The 15,739-nt window shown below is 45.5% G+C and carries 12 protein-coding genes; 5 read left to right on the forward strand and 7 right to left on the reverse strand.

From position 1 onward, the window contains the following. Nucleotides 1–4: 4 nt before the first annotated feature. The 5 genes from ABXT42_RS09210 to ABXT42_RS09230 form a co-directional block, all read right to left on the reverse strand. Entirely contained in the window at nucleotides 5–1,555 is a 1,551-nt protein-coding gene (locus ABXT42_RS09210) for a Re/Si-specific NAD(P)(+) transhydrogenase subunit alpha (RefSeq protein WP_443627856.1), read from the reverse strand. 246 nt (nucleotides 1,556–1,801) lie between these two features. Beyond that, on the reverse strand, nucleotides 1,802–3,220 hold the full coding sequence (gene nhaD / locus ABXT42_RS09215; protein WP_443627857.1) for a sodium:proton antiporter NhaD: 1,419 nt from the start codon (nucleotides 3,218–3,220) through the stop codon (nucleotides 1,802–1,804). A gap of 241 nt (nucleotides 3,221–3,461) precedes the next feature. Then, nucleotides 3,462–3,944, reverse strand: coding sequence for a hypothetical protein (locus ABXT42_RS09220; RefSeq protein ID WP_443627858.1), 483 nt, complete (start codon nucleotides 3,942–3,944; stop codon nucleotides 3,462–3,464). Between the two features lie 267 nt (nucleotides 3,945–4,211). Beyond that, on the reverse strand, nucleotides 4,212–5,717 hold the full coding sequence (locus tag ABXT42_RS09225; RefSeq protein ID WP_443627859.1) for a trimethylamine methyltransferase family protein: 1,506 nt from the start codon (nucleotides 5,715–5,717) through the stop codon (nucleotides 4,212–4,214). Further along, entirely contained in the window at nucleotides 5,710–8,163 is a 2,454-nt protein-coding gene (locus tag ABXT42_RS09230) for an FAD-dependent oxidoreductase (RefSeq protein WP_443627860.1), read from the reverse strand. The genes ABXT42_RS09225 and ABXT42_RS09230 overlap by 8 nt, the downstream gene beginning before the upstream one ends. A gap of 132 nt (nucleotides 8,164–8,295) precedes the next feature. Here ABXT42_RS09230 and ABXT42_RS09235 point away from each other — a divergent pair, with 132 nt between their 5' ends. The 5 genes from ABXT42_RS09235 (at nucleotide 8,296) to ABXT42_RS09255 (ending at nucleotide 13,433) form a co-directional block, all read left to right on the forward strand. Continuing rightward, the gene (locus ABXT42_RS09235) at nucleotides 8,296–9,171 is read left to right on the forward strand and encodes a LysR family transcriptional regulator (protein ID WP_443627861.1); all 876 of its coding nucleotides are present in this window, start codon (nucleotides 8,296–8,298) and stop codon (nucleotides 9,169–9,171) included. A gap of 109 nt (nucleotides 9,172–9,280) precedes the next feature. Next, the gene (locus tag ABXT42_RS09240) at nucleotides 9,281–10,126 is read left to right on the forward strand and encodes a DMT family transporter (RefSeq protein WP_443629471.1); all 846 of its coding nucleotides are present in this window, start codon (nucleotides 9,281–9,283) and stop codon (nucleotides 10,124–10,126) included. Next, the gene (locus ABXT42_RS09245; protein WP_443627862.1) at nucleotides 10,126–11,016 is read left to right on the forward strand and encodes a DMT family transporter; all 891 of its coding nucleotides are present in this window, start codon (nucleotides 10,126–10,128) and stop codon (nucleotides 11,014–11,016) included. Before ABXT42_RS09240 ends, ABXT42_RS09245 begins: the two co-directional genes overlap by 1 nt. A 144-nt stretch (nucleotides 11,017–11,160) precedes the next feature. Next, nucleotides 11,161–12,540 carry an amidase gene (locus tag ABXT42_RS09250; RefSeq protein ID WP_443627863.1) on the forward strand — a complete coding sequence of 460 codons (1,380 nt, stop codon included), beginning with the start codon at nucleotides 11,161–11,163 and terminating at the stop codon, nucleotides 12,538–12,540. Next, nucleotides 12,537–13,433 (forward strand): DMT family transporter, encoded by an 897-nt coding sequence (locus tag ABXT42_RS09255; RefSeq protein WP_443627864.1) that lies wholly within the window; start codon nucleotides 12,537–12,539, stop codon nucleotides 13,431–13,433. Before ABXT42_RS09250 ends, ABXT42_RS09255 begins: the two co-directional genes overlap by 4 nt. 15 nt (nucleotides 13,434–13,448) lie before the next feature. On the opposite strand, the gene ABXT42_RS09260 is transcribed toward ABXT42_RS09255, so the two are convergent. Both ABXT42_RS09260 and ABXT42_RS09265 read right to left on the reverse strand, forming a co-directional pair. Then, on the reverse strand, nucleotides 13,449–14,573 hold the full coding sequence (locus ABXT42_RS09260; RefSeq protein WP_443627865.1) for a mandelate racemase/muconate lactonizing enzyme family protein: 1,125 nt from the start codon (nucleotides 14,571–14,573) through the stop codon (nucleotides 13,449–13,451). 38 nt (nucleotides 14,574–14,611) lie between these two features. Beyond that, nucleotides 14,612–15,730 (reverse strand): alcohol dehydrogenase family protein, encoded by a 1,119-nt coding sequence (locus ABXT42_RS09265; RefSeq protein ID WP_443627866.1) that lies wholly within the window; start codon nucleotides 15,728–15,730, stop codon nucleotides 14,612–14,614. Nucleotides 15,731–15,739 lie beyond the last annotated feature (9 nt).

A 15,739-nucleotide genomic window follows, 5' to 3' on the forward strand; every position in this document is an offset into this window, starting at 1 on the left:
TCTCCTATTTCTGGAACATTTTTAACATACGTTTGGTGACATAAAAGCCACCCACGATGTTAATGGATGCGATGAGCACAGAGATCAAAGCAAGAATAGTAACAAGATTAAGCTCGTCACCCACCTGAAGCACCGCACCTACTACGATAATGCCAGACACCGCATTGGTGATGGCCATCAAAGGCGTATGCAAGGCGTGTCTAACGTTCCACACCACGTAATAACCAATAATGCATGACAGAACAAATACCGTGAAGTGTCCTAGAAATTCAGCGGGTGCGTTTAGGGCAATCCATCCTACAAGCACTGCACTTGCAGCGCCTAAACCATATTTCACTGCGGCTGACATTTCCTGCTTAGTTGGCTCAACAGGTGCGCTATCTTGCGCTTTCTTTACTGGCGCTGCTGCCACTTGGATGGGCGGCGCTGGCCATGTCACTGCGCCATCTTTACTGATGGTAACGCCACGCATGATAGGGTCTTCAAAATCGATCACCAACTGGCCATCTTTTTCAGGGCAAAGCAGCTTTAGAAGGTTAACTAGGTTAGTGCCATAAAGCTGAGATGCTTGGCTAGGCAAGCGTGCCGGCATATCGGTATAACCGATCACTGTCACGCCATTGTCTGTAGTGATCACCTTGCCAGGCTGGGTAAGTTCACAGTTACCACCGCCACCAGCGGCTAAATCTACTATTACGCTGCCTGGGGTCATAGTAGACACCATTTGCGCCGTAATTAGCTTAGGCGCAGGCTTACCAGGAATCATAGCCGTAGTGATAATAATATCCACTTCCTTAGCTTGGTCAGCAAATAAGGCCATTTCAGCGTCTATAAAGGCCTTGCTCATCACCTTGGCATAACCATCGCCAGAGCCACTTTCTTCTTCTAGCTCTACTTCTAAAAACTCAGCACCCATAGAGTTAATTTGTTCTTTTACTTCTGGGCGAGTATCAAAGGCTCTCACTATAGCGCCTAAGCTACCTGCCGCACCCAAGGCCGCGAGGCCTGCAACGCCTGCGCCTATAATCAGCACTTTAGCTGGGGGCACTTTGCCTGCAGCAGTGATTTGGCCAGTAAAGAAACGACCAAAATGATGGGCTGCTTCAATCACTGCGCGATAACCGCCAATATTAGCCATAGAGCTTAAGGCATCCATCGACTGTGACCGGGATATACGCGGCACAGACTCCATAGACATGGCAGTAATATTGCGCTGCGCTAATTGTTTAAGCTGGTCTTCGTTTTGGGCGGGTGCCATAAAGCTGATCAAGTGGCCACCATCTTTGAGCAAGTCTAGCTCATGACAAGCTTGAATAGGATGCTCTAAAAGCGGATTCACCTTAAGCACCAAATCACTTTGGTACACGGCTTTAGTATCCATATTAATCAAGGCGCCAGCAGCTTGGTATGATGCATCATCAAAGTTTGCTGCAAGGCCTGCATTAGTTTCAATACAAACATCAAAGCCAAGCTTTATGAGCTGCTCTACTGTTTTGGGTGTGGCAGCGACTCTAGTTTCGCCAGCCATAGGTTCTTTGGGTATACCGATAAGCATGGAATTACCTGTGCGTGGGGTAGAAAAATCTATATGAGTAATTTACCTGTTTTGCTAACAGGTCGCTTAGAAAAAGCGATCTACATTTTTATCAATAACCCAACGAAAGTGCAATGGAAATGCCTATAAGAGTGCTAAATAATTAACATATTACAAAAAATAAATGAAATAGGCCCTAATATAGGCGAAAAAAAACTTGCGCTGCCATTTTGCTAGCAAAACACAGCGCTTAGTACTTGGTGAAAGTTAGCTATTGATTGCTAAGTGCACCCAAATACTCGCCCCATAACCTAGGGCAATAACAGGCGTCCATTTAAGGTGGCTAAAAAACGTGTATTGGCCCCTAGCTTGGCCCATTAAGGCAACCCCTGCTGCAGAGCCTATAGATAATAAACTACCACCTACGCCAGCTGTTAAGGTGACCAACAACCACTGCACATGAGACATATCTGGGTTCATAGACAATACCGCAAACATCACTGGTATGTTATCTACCACAGCAGACATAATGCCCACTAAGATATTGGCATTAGTGGCGCCAAGCTCACCATATATAAATTCAGACGCCATACCTAGGTAACCGATGAATCCTAGGCCGCCTACGGCTAAAATAACACCATAGAAGAAAAACAAGGTGTCCCATTCTGCTTTGGCTATTTTTGAAAAAATGTCAAACTTATAAGGGTCTTCTTTTGATCCAGGAGGGATACTAATACCATGAGACCATGAATGTGACTTACGACCCAGGTAATAGCCATAAAGCTGCAAATACACCAAACCTGTCATCATGCCAAATACAGGCGGTATGTGTAGGAAATTATGGAAGCTTACCGCAGTGGCTATGGTCATAAGAAACAAAATTACGATGGTAAATCCACCATATTTCATGCCTATGTTGCCCGCAGACACTGCACCTGGTTTGCCATGGGGAATTGCAAAATGCATGATGGTTGCCGGAATCAAAAAGTTCACTACAGAAGGGATAAATAGGTGGAAAAACTCTGTGAATTCCACCACACCTTTTTGCCAAACCATAAGTGTAGTGATGTCTCCAAAGGGGCTAAATGCGCCGCCTGCATTAGAGCTCACTACAATATTAACACACGCAATGGCTACAAAACGCGGCTCTTTATCACCTACTGCCAATACCACAGCACACATAATTAAAGCGGTGGTAAGGTTGTCTGCGATAGGAGAGATGAAAAAAGCTAAGATGCCTGTGAGCCAAAAAAGGGCTCTATAGGAGTAGCCTTGCTTCACCAACCATAAACGTAAAGCGTCAAACACACCACGCTCTAGCATGGCGTTAATGTAAGTCATGGCCACTAACAAAAAGAAAAACAGTTGAGAGTATTCTAAAAAGTTGTGCTCTATGGCAGGTTTAATGGCGCCAGATTGGCCTTCTATATTGTAAGCCACTGCAATAATGATCCATATCAAACCCGCTGCAAGCATCACGGGCTTAGACTTTCTAAGGTGAATCTGCTCTTCAAATATCACCAACACATAAGCGATAAAAAACACAGCTAATGCAGCCCAACCTACCCAATGGTGAGTTAAATCTATAGGGGTGGAAGCCAGTGATACGTCACCAGAGGCCAAGGCCGTAGTACTAAATAAGGCACTAAAAATAAATCCGCCAAACAAGGCGATGGTGTTTTTCATGATCAAAAATTCGAAGATAAAGTATAAAAAATGTTTAACAATACATTATTACACTAGCTTGGGTAGGAAACAATTCTTCTTGTGGTTTTGGCACCTAAAAGCGACTAAAGTGCTACAAGGGCTGCATGGGCTGCAAAGGCTGAAAGGGCTAGAGCATTTTTGGATAATATAAAAGACACATAAAAAAGCCCTGCTCATAAGAAAGGCTTTTTTAGTCACTAAAAATAGCGCCCATAGGCGCTTATTTAAGGAGCGCTTGGTAGTGTAAATCTGTGTATTTTTCTTTGTTGGCATCACTTTTTTGCTTCGCGACGAAATCGTCAAACAAGCTGACTTCTGTGTCATCAACCATCGATAATGCTGATTTTACTTTAGTTTCTGCGTCTGCAGCGCTAAGTGCTGGGTTATTTTCGATCTCTTGCTGCACCAAAGTTGTGATGGGGCTTACAAACTGGTGCTTACCAGCTGGGGCTTTCATAACATAAGGCTTGCCTACTAACTTCCCATCATCTTCATCAACTGTTTGCGCACTCACTTCTACCAGTAAGGGTTTATCGATATCAATACCCGGTGCGACTGTAATGACGTAAACGCCGCCCACTATCGTTATGTCTTGTGGTTCCGCGGTTTCACAAACACCATTTTCATTGATATCAAGGCAAACCTTGGCGCCACGTAGATAACCGTCTGCGGCAGTGCCAGTAATAGTAGTTGACTTATCCACTGCTGTTTCGCTACCGCATCCATAAAGCAATGAAAAAACCAGGCTCGAGGAAAGGATTTTTAGTAAAGGGTGATGTTTTATAAACATTATTGGTGACCTTTTTAGCTTCAGCTATTATTTTTTCATTTAAAATTATTACCATTTGATCTTCGAACTCTAAAGCACTTATAATAACATTTCAATATAAGATAGTTGAAAGAATGTATTTTGAAGAATTCATTGATTTGATGAGTGTGCTTGTAATGGCGGGGGTAAAGCGGCTTAGGGCTATAAAATAGGAAACTTATGACGTATAGCCGCATCTATTTCTGGGTCTATATAGGTAGGCTCATTTTGCAGTAATTGCACAGCTTTTATTTTAGCCCGATCCCAGTGATCCATAGATCCTGATTCTTGCCACACGATTGGCTCTTCCCGGTCAGCAAGTTTAGGGTAGTAATAATCTCGCTCCATAGACTCCATAGTTTGTGGGGCATCTATAAAATGCCCAGAACCGGTCACAGCGGCCTTAATAGACTCAAAACCCAGAGCCTCATCGGTGACTTCAATACCACGAATAGTACGATGCACATGGGATAACATTTCATCATCCATTACAAAGGCTTCAAACGATACCCCAAGCAAACTGGCCATCATGCCCGAAGATTCATACACCATGTTGCCCCCGGCTAAACCACACGCTAGTGCCGAAAGGGCTTTTTCCATACCCATCTGAGCATCAGGAGCTTTAGCATCGGTCATACTAGATGCACATCCAGAGGGCAAGCCCAAACTATTGGAGAGTTGAGCTGAAGCAGCATTAAGCAATGCCATCTCACCACCACCACCGCGAAAAGCCCCCGTGCGAAGATCTATAACTAATGGCCAATTAGAGAATATCATTGGATAACCTGGCTCAAATACATTCACCATAACCAGCGCTGCTAGAGTTTCTGCCAAGGTTAAAGCCAGTGTGCCTGCCAGTGGTGCAGGCGACGTCGCCCCTGTCATGCCAGCCACAATATTACTCATAGGCACGCCGTGTTTCATACATTCCAAAGCCACCATTACTGCATCTTCACCATATTTAAGCGGCGAAATAACGGGGCTAATATGGGCTTTGCAAAATGGCTTTTCTGCAAATTTACCAGGCCCTCCTAAGGCCATGTCAAACATTTCTACAATGGGAGCCACATGCTCTGGCAACGTAAAACTTGTCGCCACAGGTTTAGTGGTGCCTTTTAACAAAGCATAGGCTGTGTTGATGTCTAGCTCATACAAATCAGGCACATCGGTGGCCACACAGCAGCGAGTAAACCAAGCCACGTTGGGTAACTGATCTACCAAACGAGTAAGGTCGTGCAAATCGGTTAACGTGGATGATCTGTACACCCCAGTGTGTAAATCTAACGTTTGCACTGCAGCGCCACCGGTACCAAAGTAAACTTTGTCTGCGCCTACCTCAATATTATGCTTTGGGTCGCGGCCATAAAAAGTAAATTGTTTACATGCCCCTGCGATAATTTTTTCAACCATTGCAGGTGGATAACACAAACGGCCTGTATCATTTAGCCTTGCGCCATATTCCAACGCCTTATCAAGCAATATGGGCGGCACATCTGCCATGCCTATCTCATCTAAAATCTTCAAAGATTCAGTATAAATACGTTGCACTTTTGCAGGCGTTAGCGGCTGATACTGCCCACCAGACTGCCCAGGTGCGCAAGGGTTTGTAACTGGCGGTTTAGCGCGCTGTGCGTGCTTGGCTGCTCGTGCAGAAGGTCGTCTAGCCACGGGGCACCTCCTCTTCTTTGCTGCGTGGCTTTAGATTTTGGGGGTCGTATAAACACCGCTCTACTTTTTTAGCTTGGTAATGGGTGCCTATAATTTGGATGGTGAAATCATCCACCGCTTTGGCTACATCAGCTTTAAGGTAGGCATAGGCTAAATTTTTGTTAATGCGGTGGCCATAGCCTCCTGAAGTCACTACCCCTACCTGCGCACCCTCATGGAAAACAGGATCACCACCATGGGCAGGCGCTACATCAGCCATCACTTCAAAGGTGCATAAGGTGTGTCCACAGCCTTTTTCTATAGCCGCTAACAACGCCTGCTTACCCACAAAGTCTTGTTTGTTTAGGTTAACAAAGCGATCTAGGCCTGCTTCTATAGGGTTAAATTCATCAATAATGTCAGCCTTCCAATGCAAGTAGCCCTTTTCCAAACGCATAGATTCGGTTGCATAAAGGCCAAACTTAGTTAAGTTAAAGGCTTTTCCAGCACTATCGAGTAAGGTCCATACTAAGTAGAGTTGCTCATTGGGAATATGCAATTCGTAGGAAAGCTCTCCAGAAAAGCTCACACTCATGGCTAGCACTTGTGCATGCCCTAAGGTCATCGGACGTGCTTGCATCCAACCAAATCCTTTTGCACTCCAATCACAGCGAGGTGATAAAGACTGCAATAAATCACGCGACTTAGCTCCTGCAACAACCAATATAGTGTGGCTACTAGCCATTTCTGTAAGCACTACTGTGTCAGGCTTGGTGGTGAGCAGGTAATCTCGGTCATGCCATTCTGCGGCGGCAGCACTGCCATACCAAAAGTGATTTTCTCCTAGCTTGGCAAGGGTAGCCTCACACAACATACGGCCATTTTTATTGAGCAAATAGCACAAACGAACTTGGCCTACTTGCTTGGGTATACCGCCACACACCAAATGATCTAGCCATTGCTGTGTGCCTTCGCCTTTAAGTTCATAACGATTAAAACCAGACACCTCCATCACACCTACATCTTTTTGGAGGGCGGCTATTTCTTGTGCCACAATAGGATGAGATTCATTAAAGCGGTAGGTGGCTGTTTCTTCAAAATCTGGCGTGGGCTTAAACATCAACGCCCGCTCCCAGCCATTCACTGTGCCCCACACAGCGCCTAGTTGATCTAACACAGGGTAAAGGGGGGTGGTGCGAGCAAGTCTTCCCGCAGGGCGCTGCTCATGAGGCATGTGGTAATGGAACTCGTTTTGGTAGTCTTCTATGGACTTTAGGCAAGTGAGTTCAGTGTTGGCATACTGCGTGAATCGTCTTGGGTCTGTGTACCAAGAGTCCCATTCAGACTGGCCTGATACGATAATCTCAGCCAAAATTTTACCATGCCCGCCACTTTCACCAATACCTGCACGCAAGCCAATGGCACAATAGGCGTTTTCAACTCCAGGAATAGGCCCGATTAGTGGAGCACCGTCTATGGTATAAGTTATTGGGCCGTTAATAATGGTGTGAATACCCACGTTTTGTAAGGCGGGCAAACACTCAAAAATGCCTTCCATGTTATCTAAGCAGCGATCTAGATCATCTGGGCACAACGCTTTAGTAAAGTCTGGGCTGATACCATCCATACCAAAGGTTTTACACCCCTGCTCATACACCCCTACTAGCAAACCATTTTTTTCTTGGCGACAATAAAAATCATCACGAGGGTCGCGGATAATAGGTACACGCTTATCCAAAGCTTCAAGCTCTGCCATAGGTTCTGTAAGAAAATACATATGTTCCATAGAAGTGACAGGGTGCGTAACCCCAAGCATGTTGCCCACTTCATTCACCCGATAACCTGTGGCATTGACCACTTTTTCACAGGTGATATCGCCTTTTAGGGTATGTACTATGAATTCGCCGTTGGCTTTGCGGGTAATATTTTCTACTGGATTAAAGCGGTACACCTTAGCTCCAGCTTCACGAGCCTTGCGGACCATAGCAAAAGTAATGCCCGCAGGGTCAATGTCGCCATCGAGTGGATCCCACCACGCACCTAATAAGCCTTCAGGATTGATCAATGGATGACGTTTTGCCACCTCACTTGGGTCGATAAACTCCATATCAGCCCCCATGCCATTAGCCATGCCTACCATATGTTTGTAGGTATCTACTTGAGCTTTGGTGTTTGCAAGGCGCATGCCGCCAGTGAAATGGTATGCAAACGGAAAGTCCTCATCTTGCGCCAGTTTTTTATACAGTTGGATACTATGGCGTTTAAGGGCAATAGCGGTTTGATTAGCACCAAATTGCGTGACTTGAGCTGCAGCATGCCACGTAGAGCCGGAGGTCAGCTCATCACGCTCTACTAAGGCAATGTCAGTCCAACCATGGTCTATAGCCAAATGATAAAAAACTGATGCACCCGCAATGCCACCGCCAATGACGACCACACGTGCGTAAGAATCTACCCGTTCACTCATGCTATAACCTCTACTACTGGCCCTGATAAAGTCAGCACCTATATTTATTATGATCACAATTTACTCACCCAAAGGTGTTCACACAAGCAAAAAGTATTGCTTTATGGTTCAAAAATATTCAACAATAGATCCATGAAACACTCTCTACCCCCTCTGGAATCGCTCAAGGCTTTTGAAGCCGCGGCAAGGCGCTTAAGTATCACCTTAGCAGCAGATGAACTGTGCCTCACTAAAGGCGCAGTAAGTTATCAAATCAAACGCTTAGAGCAGCATCTTGGGCAGCCATTATTTAAACGGACAACACGCCAGATTTTGCTCACTGATGCTGGCCAAATGTTCTATCAAACCACTCAAAAAGTATTTGAAGACCTGTCTAACCAGATACGCCTGCTCAACCAAAACCACCAGCAAAATTTAGTGATTGCAGTCACAAGCTATGTGGCCTTGCGCTGGTTATCACCAAAATTAGCCAGTTTTTGCGCCCAAAACCCTGATATTAATGTCATTATTCAGCATGCCATCAACCAACCTCATTTTAGTCAACAAGGTGTAGATATTAGTATTCGTTGGCAAGAATGCTTAGGCGGTTTAAGCAGCGACTCTAAAATACAATTGCCCATGCCCATGTTTGCTGTGGCCAGCCCAAGGCTAATAGAGCGTTATCAGCTGCTAGCAGGCGGCTTAGATAGGCCAGAAAATCTTGGCCAAGCGCCTTTTTTGAGCATTCCTTTATTATGTGAAGAACGAGATTTAGATATATGGCAGATGTGGTGCCAAGGGCAACCCCTAGCCAACCCTAGGCATATGATAGAAGATGCCAATGTTAGAGTGCAGGCAGCTATTGATGGCCAAGGTATTATGCTGGCAGATGCTTTGATGCAAAACGAAATAAATAATCATAGCCTTGTGCCTGTGAGCACCCACCAATTGCTAGGTTATGGGTATGCTATTTCTCCTCATTCTGCCAACCCTCAAGTGCAGCTATTAATGCGCTGGTTACAAACCTAGGAACACTTATTTTAACTAGTGTTATCAGCCACAAAAGTGGCTATAGTGAGCAACCAAACTTTTATTAGAAGCCTGCCATATGTCTAGCACCTCAGAAAATCTAACAGGGATGCTTTACATGACCCTATCCATGGGGTCATTTACGCTAGCAGATTTAGCTTTAAAGTGGGCCTGTGAAATATTACCCACCGGGCAAGTGATGCTCATTTTGGGCTTGGGTTGCTGTGCTTTATTTTGGTCTGTCACTCAGCGCAACCAAGAAAAAGCCTTTAGTCGGGTGTTTTTCCTGCCTGCGGTGCTGCTGCGCACCTTTGGTGAAGCAGTGGCTGTTATCTTCATTTTTCTAGCCCTGATCCATTCTGCTTTTACTTCTGTGGCAGCTATTTTACAAACATTACCTTTATTAATGACGTTGATTTCATTCATATTTTTGGGTGAAAAAGTAGGCATCCACAGGCTTTTAGCTGTGTTGGTGGGTTTTGTAGGTGTGCTATTGATTATACGCCCAGGTCTTGAAAGCTTTGATGTATTTTCTTTGTATGCAGTGCTTGCCGTGGTTGGCATGTCAATGCGTGATGTAGGTTCGCGCTTATCACCTGCTAGTATTTCTGCATCGATGTTAGCGCTTTATGGTGCTATGACATTTGTAGTGGTTGGGTTGGTGATGATGTATTTTGGCGGCAGCAAAGTGCCCTCTTTAGAGGCTAGCATGTATTTGATAGCGATGATCTTATTTGCCTCAAGTGGCAGCTATTACGCCACTAAGGCTATGCGCATAGGCGAAGTGTCGGTTATTAGCCCATTGCGCTATACGCGCCTATTGTTTGGCATGTTGGTAGGGGTATTTATTCTTAAAGAACAGCCTGATCAATACATGCTTTTAGGTTCAGCCATTGTGGTGATGGCTGGGCTTTATGTGTTGTTTAGAGAACAACTTCAGCATAAAACTCAATAATGAACCAAAGTGGTCTTCACCTGAGCGACCTTCACAAGGGTGCCCTGCTTATTCTATTGTCTGAGATGGCATTGGTGCTTACTGGGGTGATGATTCACGCACTGGTAAAATACGTCCCTACCGAAGTATTGGTATTGGCACGCAATGGCCTAGGCTTATTGTTTTTTATGCCTTGGTTGTTGCGTAATGGTACCCGATGCGTGGTTACTTCTAAGCTACCACTTCATTTATCCCGTTCTTTGATCGGCCTTTGCGCCATGTATTGCCTGTTTTATTCTTGGGGGCATTTACCTCTAGCCCAAGCTGCACTGCTAAAACAAACAGCTCCTTTATTTATTCCTATTGTTGGTTTTATTTGGCTTAAAGAAAGCATAAGCGCCTGGACTTTTATAGCTATCTTAGTAGGCTTTGTAGGCGTGTGGGTGGTGCTAAACCCTAGCCAGCACACACAAATACCCTGGGTGGCTTTGCTTGCTATTTTTGGCGCATTTTTAGGGGCTACCGCTAAAGTGGTAGTGCGTAAACTAACGCTGACCCAAAGCAGCCTGGTGATAGTGTTTTATTTTTCTTTGTTTAACACCTTGTTTTCCCTAGTGCCTGCCATATTGGTATGGAATACCCCAAGCCTTTTATTGCTGGCGGGCATGGCATTAATGGCAGGATTTGCCACCTTAGCACAGCTGCTTTTAAGCAAAGGGTATCGTTATGCACCTGCAGGGCAATTAGGTGCATTCACTTATGGTTCAGTTATTTTTGCAAGTATATTAGGCTGGTTGCTTTGGGATGAACTAGTCACCTTTGAGGCGATGATAGGGATGGCTTTAGTGGTGGCCTCTGGTGTGATTGTATTATTAGCTTCAACTAGATCAAAAGCCTCAAGATCATCCTAAACTTAAGATGAGCTTTACCTGCTTGTTGTTTTTAATGAGTTTGCTAAATTGCACTATGATCTTAAACAGCACTGTGTAATAGTGTTGCATTAATTATTGCTTGTCATTAAGCCCTCTCAATCGCAACACAAAGGCAACAATCTCATGCACTTAGCTCCTTTTTTAAGCATTTACGATATCCATGAAAAGGTGTTGGCTGATGCAACATATGCTATTGATTTAATACACCAAGCCCACGCACATATAGAGCAACATGAGCCGCAGTTACAAGCATTTAGGGCCATAGGAACGCCTTCATCCACTAACCAAAAAGGCTTTTTGTCTGGTGTGAGTGTGTCAGTTAAGGACCTTTATGCTGTGACGGGTTTTGATACTTTCGCAGGCTCGCCCTTAGCACTAAACGAATTTGATACCTCAGGCACTTTAGTAGAGCGTCTCACAAAGGTTGGCGCCCATGTTTGTGGTAAAACCCACACGGTAGAATTTGCCTTTGGTGGCTTAGGCACCAACCCCCATTGGCCAGTGCCGGTCAATCCATTTGATACCCAACAACACCGTGTGCCCGGTGGCTCTAGCTCTGGTGCACCCGTATCATTATGGATGGGAGCTTGCCAGCTGGCCTTAGGTTCAGACACTTCAGGCTCTGTGCGTGTGCCTGCCGCTTTTTGTGGCACATTTGGCCTTAAAACAAGTGTGGGTAGATGGGAGAAAGATGGCATTGTGCCTTTATCACCCAGCATTGATACTGCTGGGCTTTTGGCCCTAACTGCAGCTGATGCACTATGGGGATTTGCAGCGCTGGACCCTGCCACCAGCAATAATCCTCAAGCATTTATTACGCAAAATACGGCCACACCAAAAAGCCTTAAAGGTGCTCGTATCGGCGTGATTACAGCTCTATTTGAAGGCTGTGAGGGCGGTATTGATACGCGTGTATTAGCAGCCCTAGCTCAGCTAGAAGTACAAGGTGCAATTTTAGTAGATCTGGACTGGCCTTATCTGGAACAAAGCTATGAACTATTTTCACAAGGTGGTTTTTCGGCTTTAGAATTTCCTGCATTTATCCGTTCCAAAGAGCGTAAACCATGGTTTGATCAATTAGCACCCAGTACCAAAATGCGCTTTGCTCATCTTACAGATGCGGATATGAATGATGCCCCTGCACGTATTGCCGAAAAAAGTGCGCTTATAAATACCTTTAACCAAGCCGCAGAAGAAGTGCTAAAAAGCGTGGATTTTGCAGTGTGTCCAACCTGCCCTATTAGTGCACCCACTTTGGCCTATGTAGAAAACAGCATGGAACATTATAAAGAGCGCAACTTCAAAGCCTTGCGCAATACCCAAGTGGCTAATCTACAGCACCTTTGTGCCACCACACTGCCTTGTGGGTTGGATGACTATAATATGCCATTAGGTTTGCAAATAATGATGGGGCATAACCAAGATCAAGAGTTGATGCTGTGGAGCGTTGCTGTGGAAACTATTATCGGTGATGCACTGCATCACTATGGTAAGGCATCATGATACTTAAGCCTGCTGGCATTCAAGCTTACACACTGCTCACGATACAAGGTGCTGTGTGGGGTTCATCATTTCAGGCTATCAAATATGCATTGGATGGGTTTGGGCCTATGACTATTTCTGCTGGGCGCATATTAATTGCTGCCTTGGTGTTACTAGCCTACGCTTTAATGAAGGGAGACCGCTTGCCTCGTTCCCCTTGTGTATGGATGAATTTTTTGCTCATTGGTTTTTTTAGTTGCGCCCTACCTTTCTTTCTTATTCCTTGGGGGGAGCAAACATTAGATTCTGGCAGAGCTTCCATTTTTATGGCCACAAGTCCATTAATAGCTATAGTGCTGGCCTATTTTACTAGCAACAACGAACAAATTACCGGTTACAAAGCGCTGGGATTTATCATCGGATTTATTGGAGTGTTGTTTGTTATAGGGCTGGATACTTTCGACTCTGGCGTAGGTGAGTTATTGCCTCAACTTGCCATCATTGTGGCTGCTGCCTCTTATGTTGTGTCAGGTGCCATGGTGAAGCAGATGAAAGGGGTGAGCAGCGCTATGCTGGCAGCCGGTGTATTGCTTGGGGGCTGTCTTGTTACAGTGCCTGCTAGCTTGTTGCTAGAGAACCCCCTGGGTGATGTAGCTAATGTGTCAGACTCAGCAATTATTGCCTTAGTCTATTTGGGTTTGGTACCTACTGGTGCAGCTTTTTTTGTGCGTTTTTACCTAATTAGAGTATACGGCTACACTTTTATTGCTCAGGTAGGTTATCTAGTGCCTTTATTCAGCGTGTTATTTGGCGCTGTTTTGCTAGATGAAACTCTCACCATTTCAATGTTTGTTGGTTTGCTATTGATCTTTGGCGGCATTATGATTAGCCGCAGGGGTGCCAAGCACTCATAAATTGTAAGCGCCTGATTACAAAGAGAAGCTCATCACAGGCTCGCCCAATACATCCATACGCGGATCAATGCCTAGCCCCGGTGAGGAAGGTGCAGTGACCCAACCATCGTGGCGATCAAAGCCACCTTTGTGGGTTGCATCAACTGTGGTGATGCTCACCATGTCTCGAGTGTCTAAGATACAACGCAACAAGTGCGCAGGAATAGTTTGGCCCAAATGAGCAATGGCAGCAAAGGCAATGTCAGAACCCACAGTGTCCTGCACGCTAAGGCTGTAGCCTGCAGCAATACACATGTCACGCTGGCGACGACAAGGGGTTAGGCCTCCATTTTTGGATATTTTAAGCCCCACTCCTTCTGCACCATCGTCGCTAATCAATTGAGCTATGGCAGCATCACTGGTGGCTAGTTCATCCCACACCATAGGTATAGATGTACGCTTTCTAAGGGACATATGCTCACGCCATGTGGCACAAGGCGCTTCCAGCACAATATCTGCATGACTGGGTAACAAACGTAAAAAACGCAACGCCGTTTCTACACTCAGCCCGCCATTGGCATCTACGATGAAGTACTCTCCTAATTGACGGTCAGCTAAACACGCCATCACCCGATCAGCATCTAACTGCGGGTCTTCGCCAATTTTTATAGAGTGGCCGCGATAGCCTTGCAATCTGTGGGCCTGCACACGAGCACGCATAGCTTGTGGGTCTCCTGCATAGATGGAGGAAATAACAGCCATAGGCTGCTGCGTGCGGCCACCCAATAGATCACATACAGGCATGCGTACTGCTTTTCCAAATATATCCCAGCACGCAATATCTATAGCCGCTTTAGCGTGACCATGGCCCACTAAAGCACTATCCATAGCATCATAAACTCTATCTACTCTGCGCGGGTCAAGGCCCAATATCATAGGCGCCATTTCTGCAATACCTGCCCTCACGCCCAATGCGTGAGCGGCTACATAAGTGGCCCCAAACGGCGTGCTTTCTCCAAAACCAGTTAGGCCATTATCGCTAGTCACACGCACTATGGTGGCGTCAAAGGTTTCATATTCTCGGCCACCAGATAAGCGGTAAGTGCCACCTGCATAGGGTAGGTCCACTTGATACACATCAATTTTACTAATTTTCATCATAGCAACCTGCATATAAGACTGTGGGCATAATGACTTATTTAGGCCTCTGGAATAAGCACTAACTTACCAGTAAATCCTTTTTTCAAAAAATCTGTTTGTGCTTGATGAATGTGTTCTAACGGATAGGTTTTAGCGACCACTGGTCTAATTTCATCTGCTTCAATGTAGCTTACCAAGTTGTCAAAAACTACCTGCTCTTGATAGGTGCAACCAAAGAAAGTGAGGTCTTTAAGATATAGTGTGCGAATATCTAATTCCACCATAGGCCCAGCGATAGCGCCAGCAGTAGCATAACGGCCACCTCTGCGAAGCACTTCAAGTAGCTGCGGCCAACCTGGGCCTGCAATTAAATCCACCACTAAATCCACCGAATCAGTGCCTATGGCTGCCACAAGATCGGCCCCTCGTGCCACTAGTATGTCAGCCCCCAAGGCTTTTACATCGTCATGCTTGGCACTGCCTGCCACAGCAATAACATATGCCCCACGGCGTTTTGCCAGCTGCACAGCCGCAGAGCCTACGCCACCTGATGCCCCTGTGATTAATACTCGCTCACCTGCTTTTAGGCCTGCTCGGTGTAGCATATTTTCAGCAGTAGAATAAGCACAAGGGATAGAGGCTAGCTCAACATCGCTCCATGATGTATTCACTGCGTAAGCTTCCACACTTAGCGCACAAGTATATTGTGCAAAGCCACCATTGAGCTCAGACCCAACAGTAATACAGTCAAAGTCACTAGTGCTGTTTACGCTTTGCTGCATAGAACGCACGATAACCCGTTCACCTATGCGTTCAGAGTTAACTCCTAACCCTACAGCAATGACTTCACCACAAATGTCAGCGCCTTGAACGATAGGTAGTTTCAAAGACGAACCAGACCATGTTGCTGAAGAGGCATCTAGCTGGTCATAGCCTTCATCGGCGCCACTATTAGTATCCCCAGTCACTTGTTTTGAATACCAGCCAATACGGGTGTTGATGTCAGTGTTATTCACCCCTGCTGCCAGCACTTTAAGTAATACCTCGCCTGCTTTAGGCTGTGGCGTAGGTATGTCTGTACGATACACCAGCTGGTCTAAGCCACCATGGCCTATAAGATGCACACCTTTCATGTGGCTGGGTGCACTAGAATTTAATGATGGAACGATAGACTTCATAAGGCTTTG

The sequence above is a fragment of the Candidatus Njordibacter sp. Uisw_002 genome, from assembly GCF_047730155.1.
Lineage (GTDB): Bacteria > Pseudomonadota > Gammaproteobacteria > Pseudomonadales > Balneatricaceae > Njordibacter.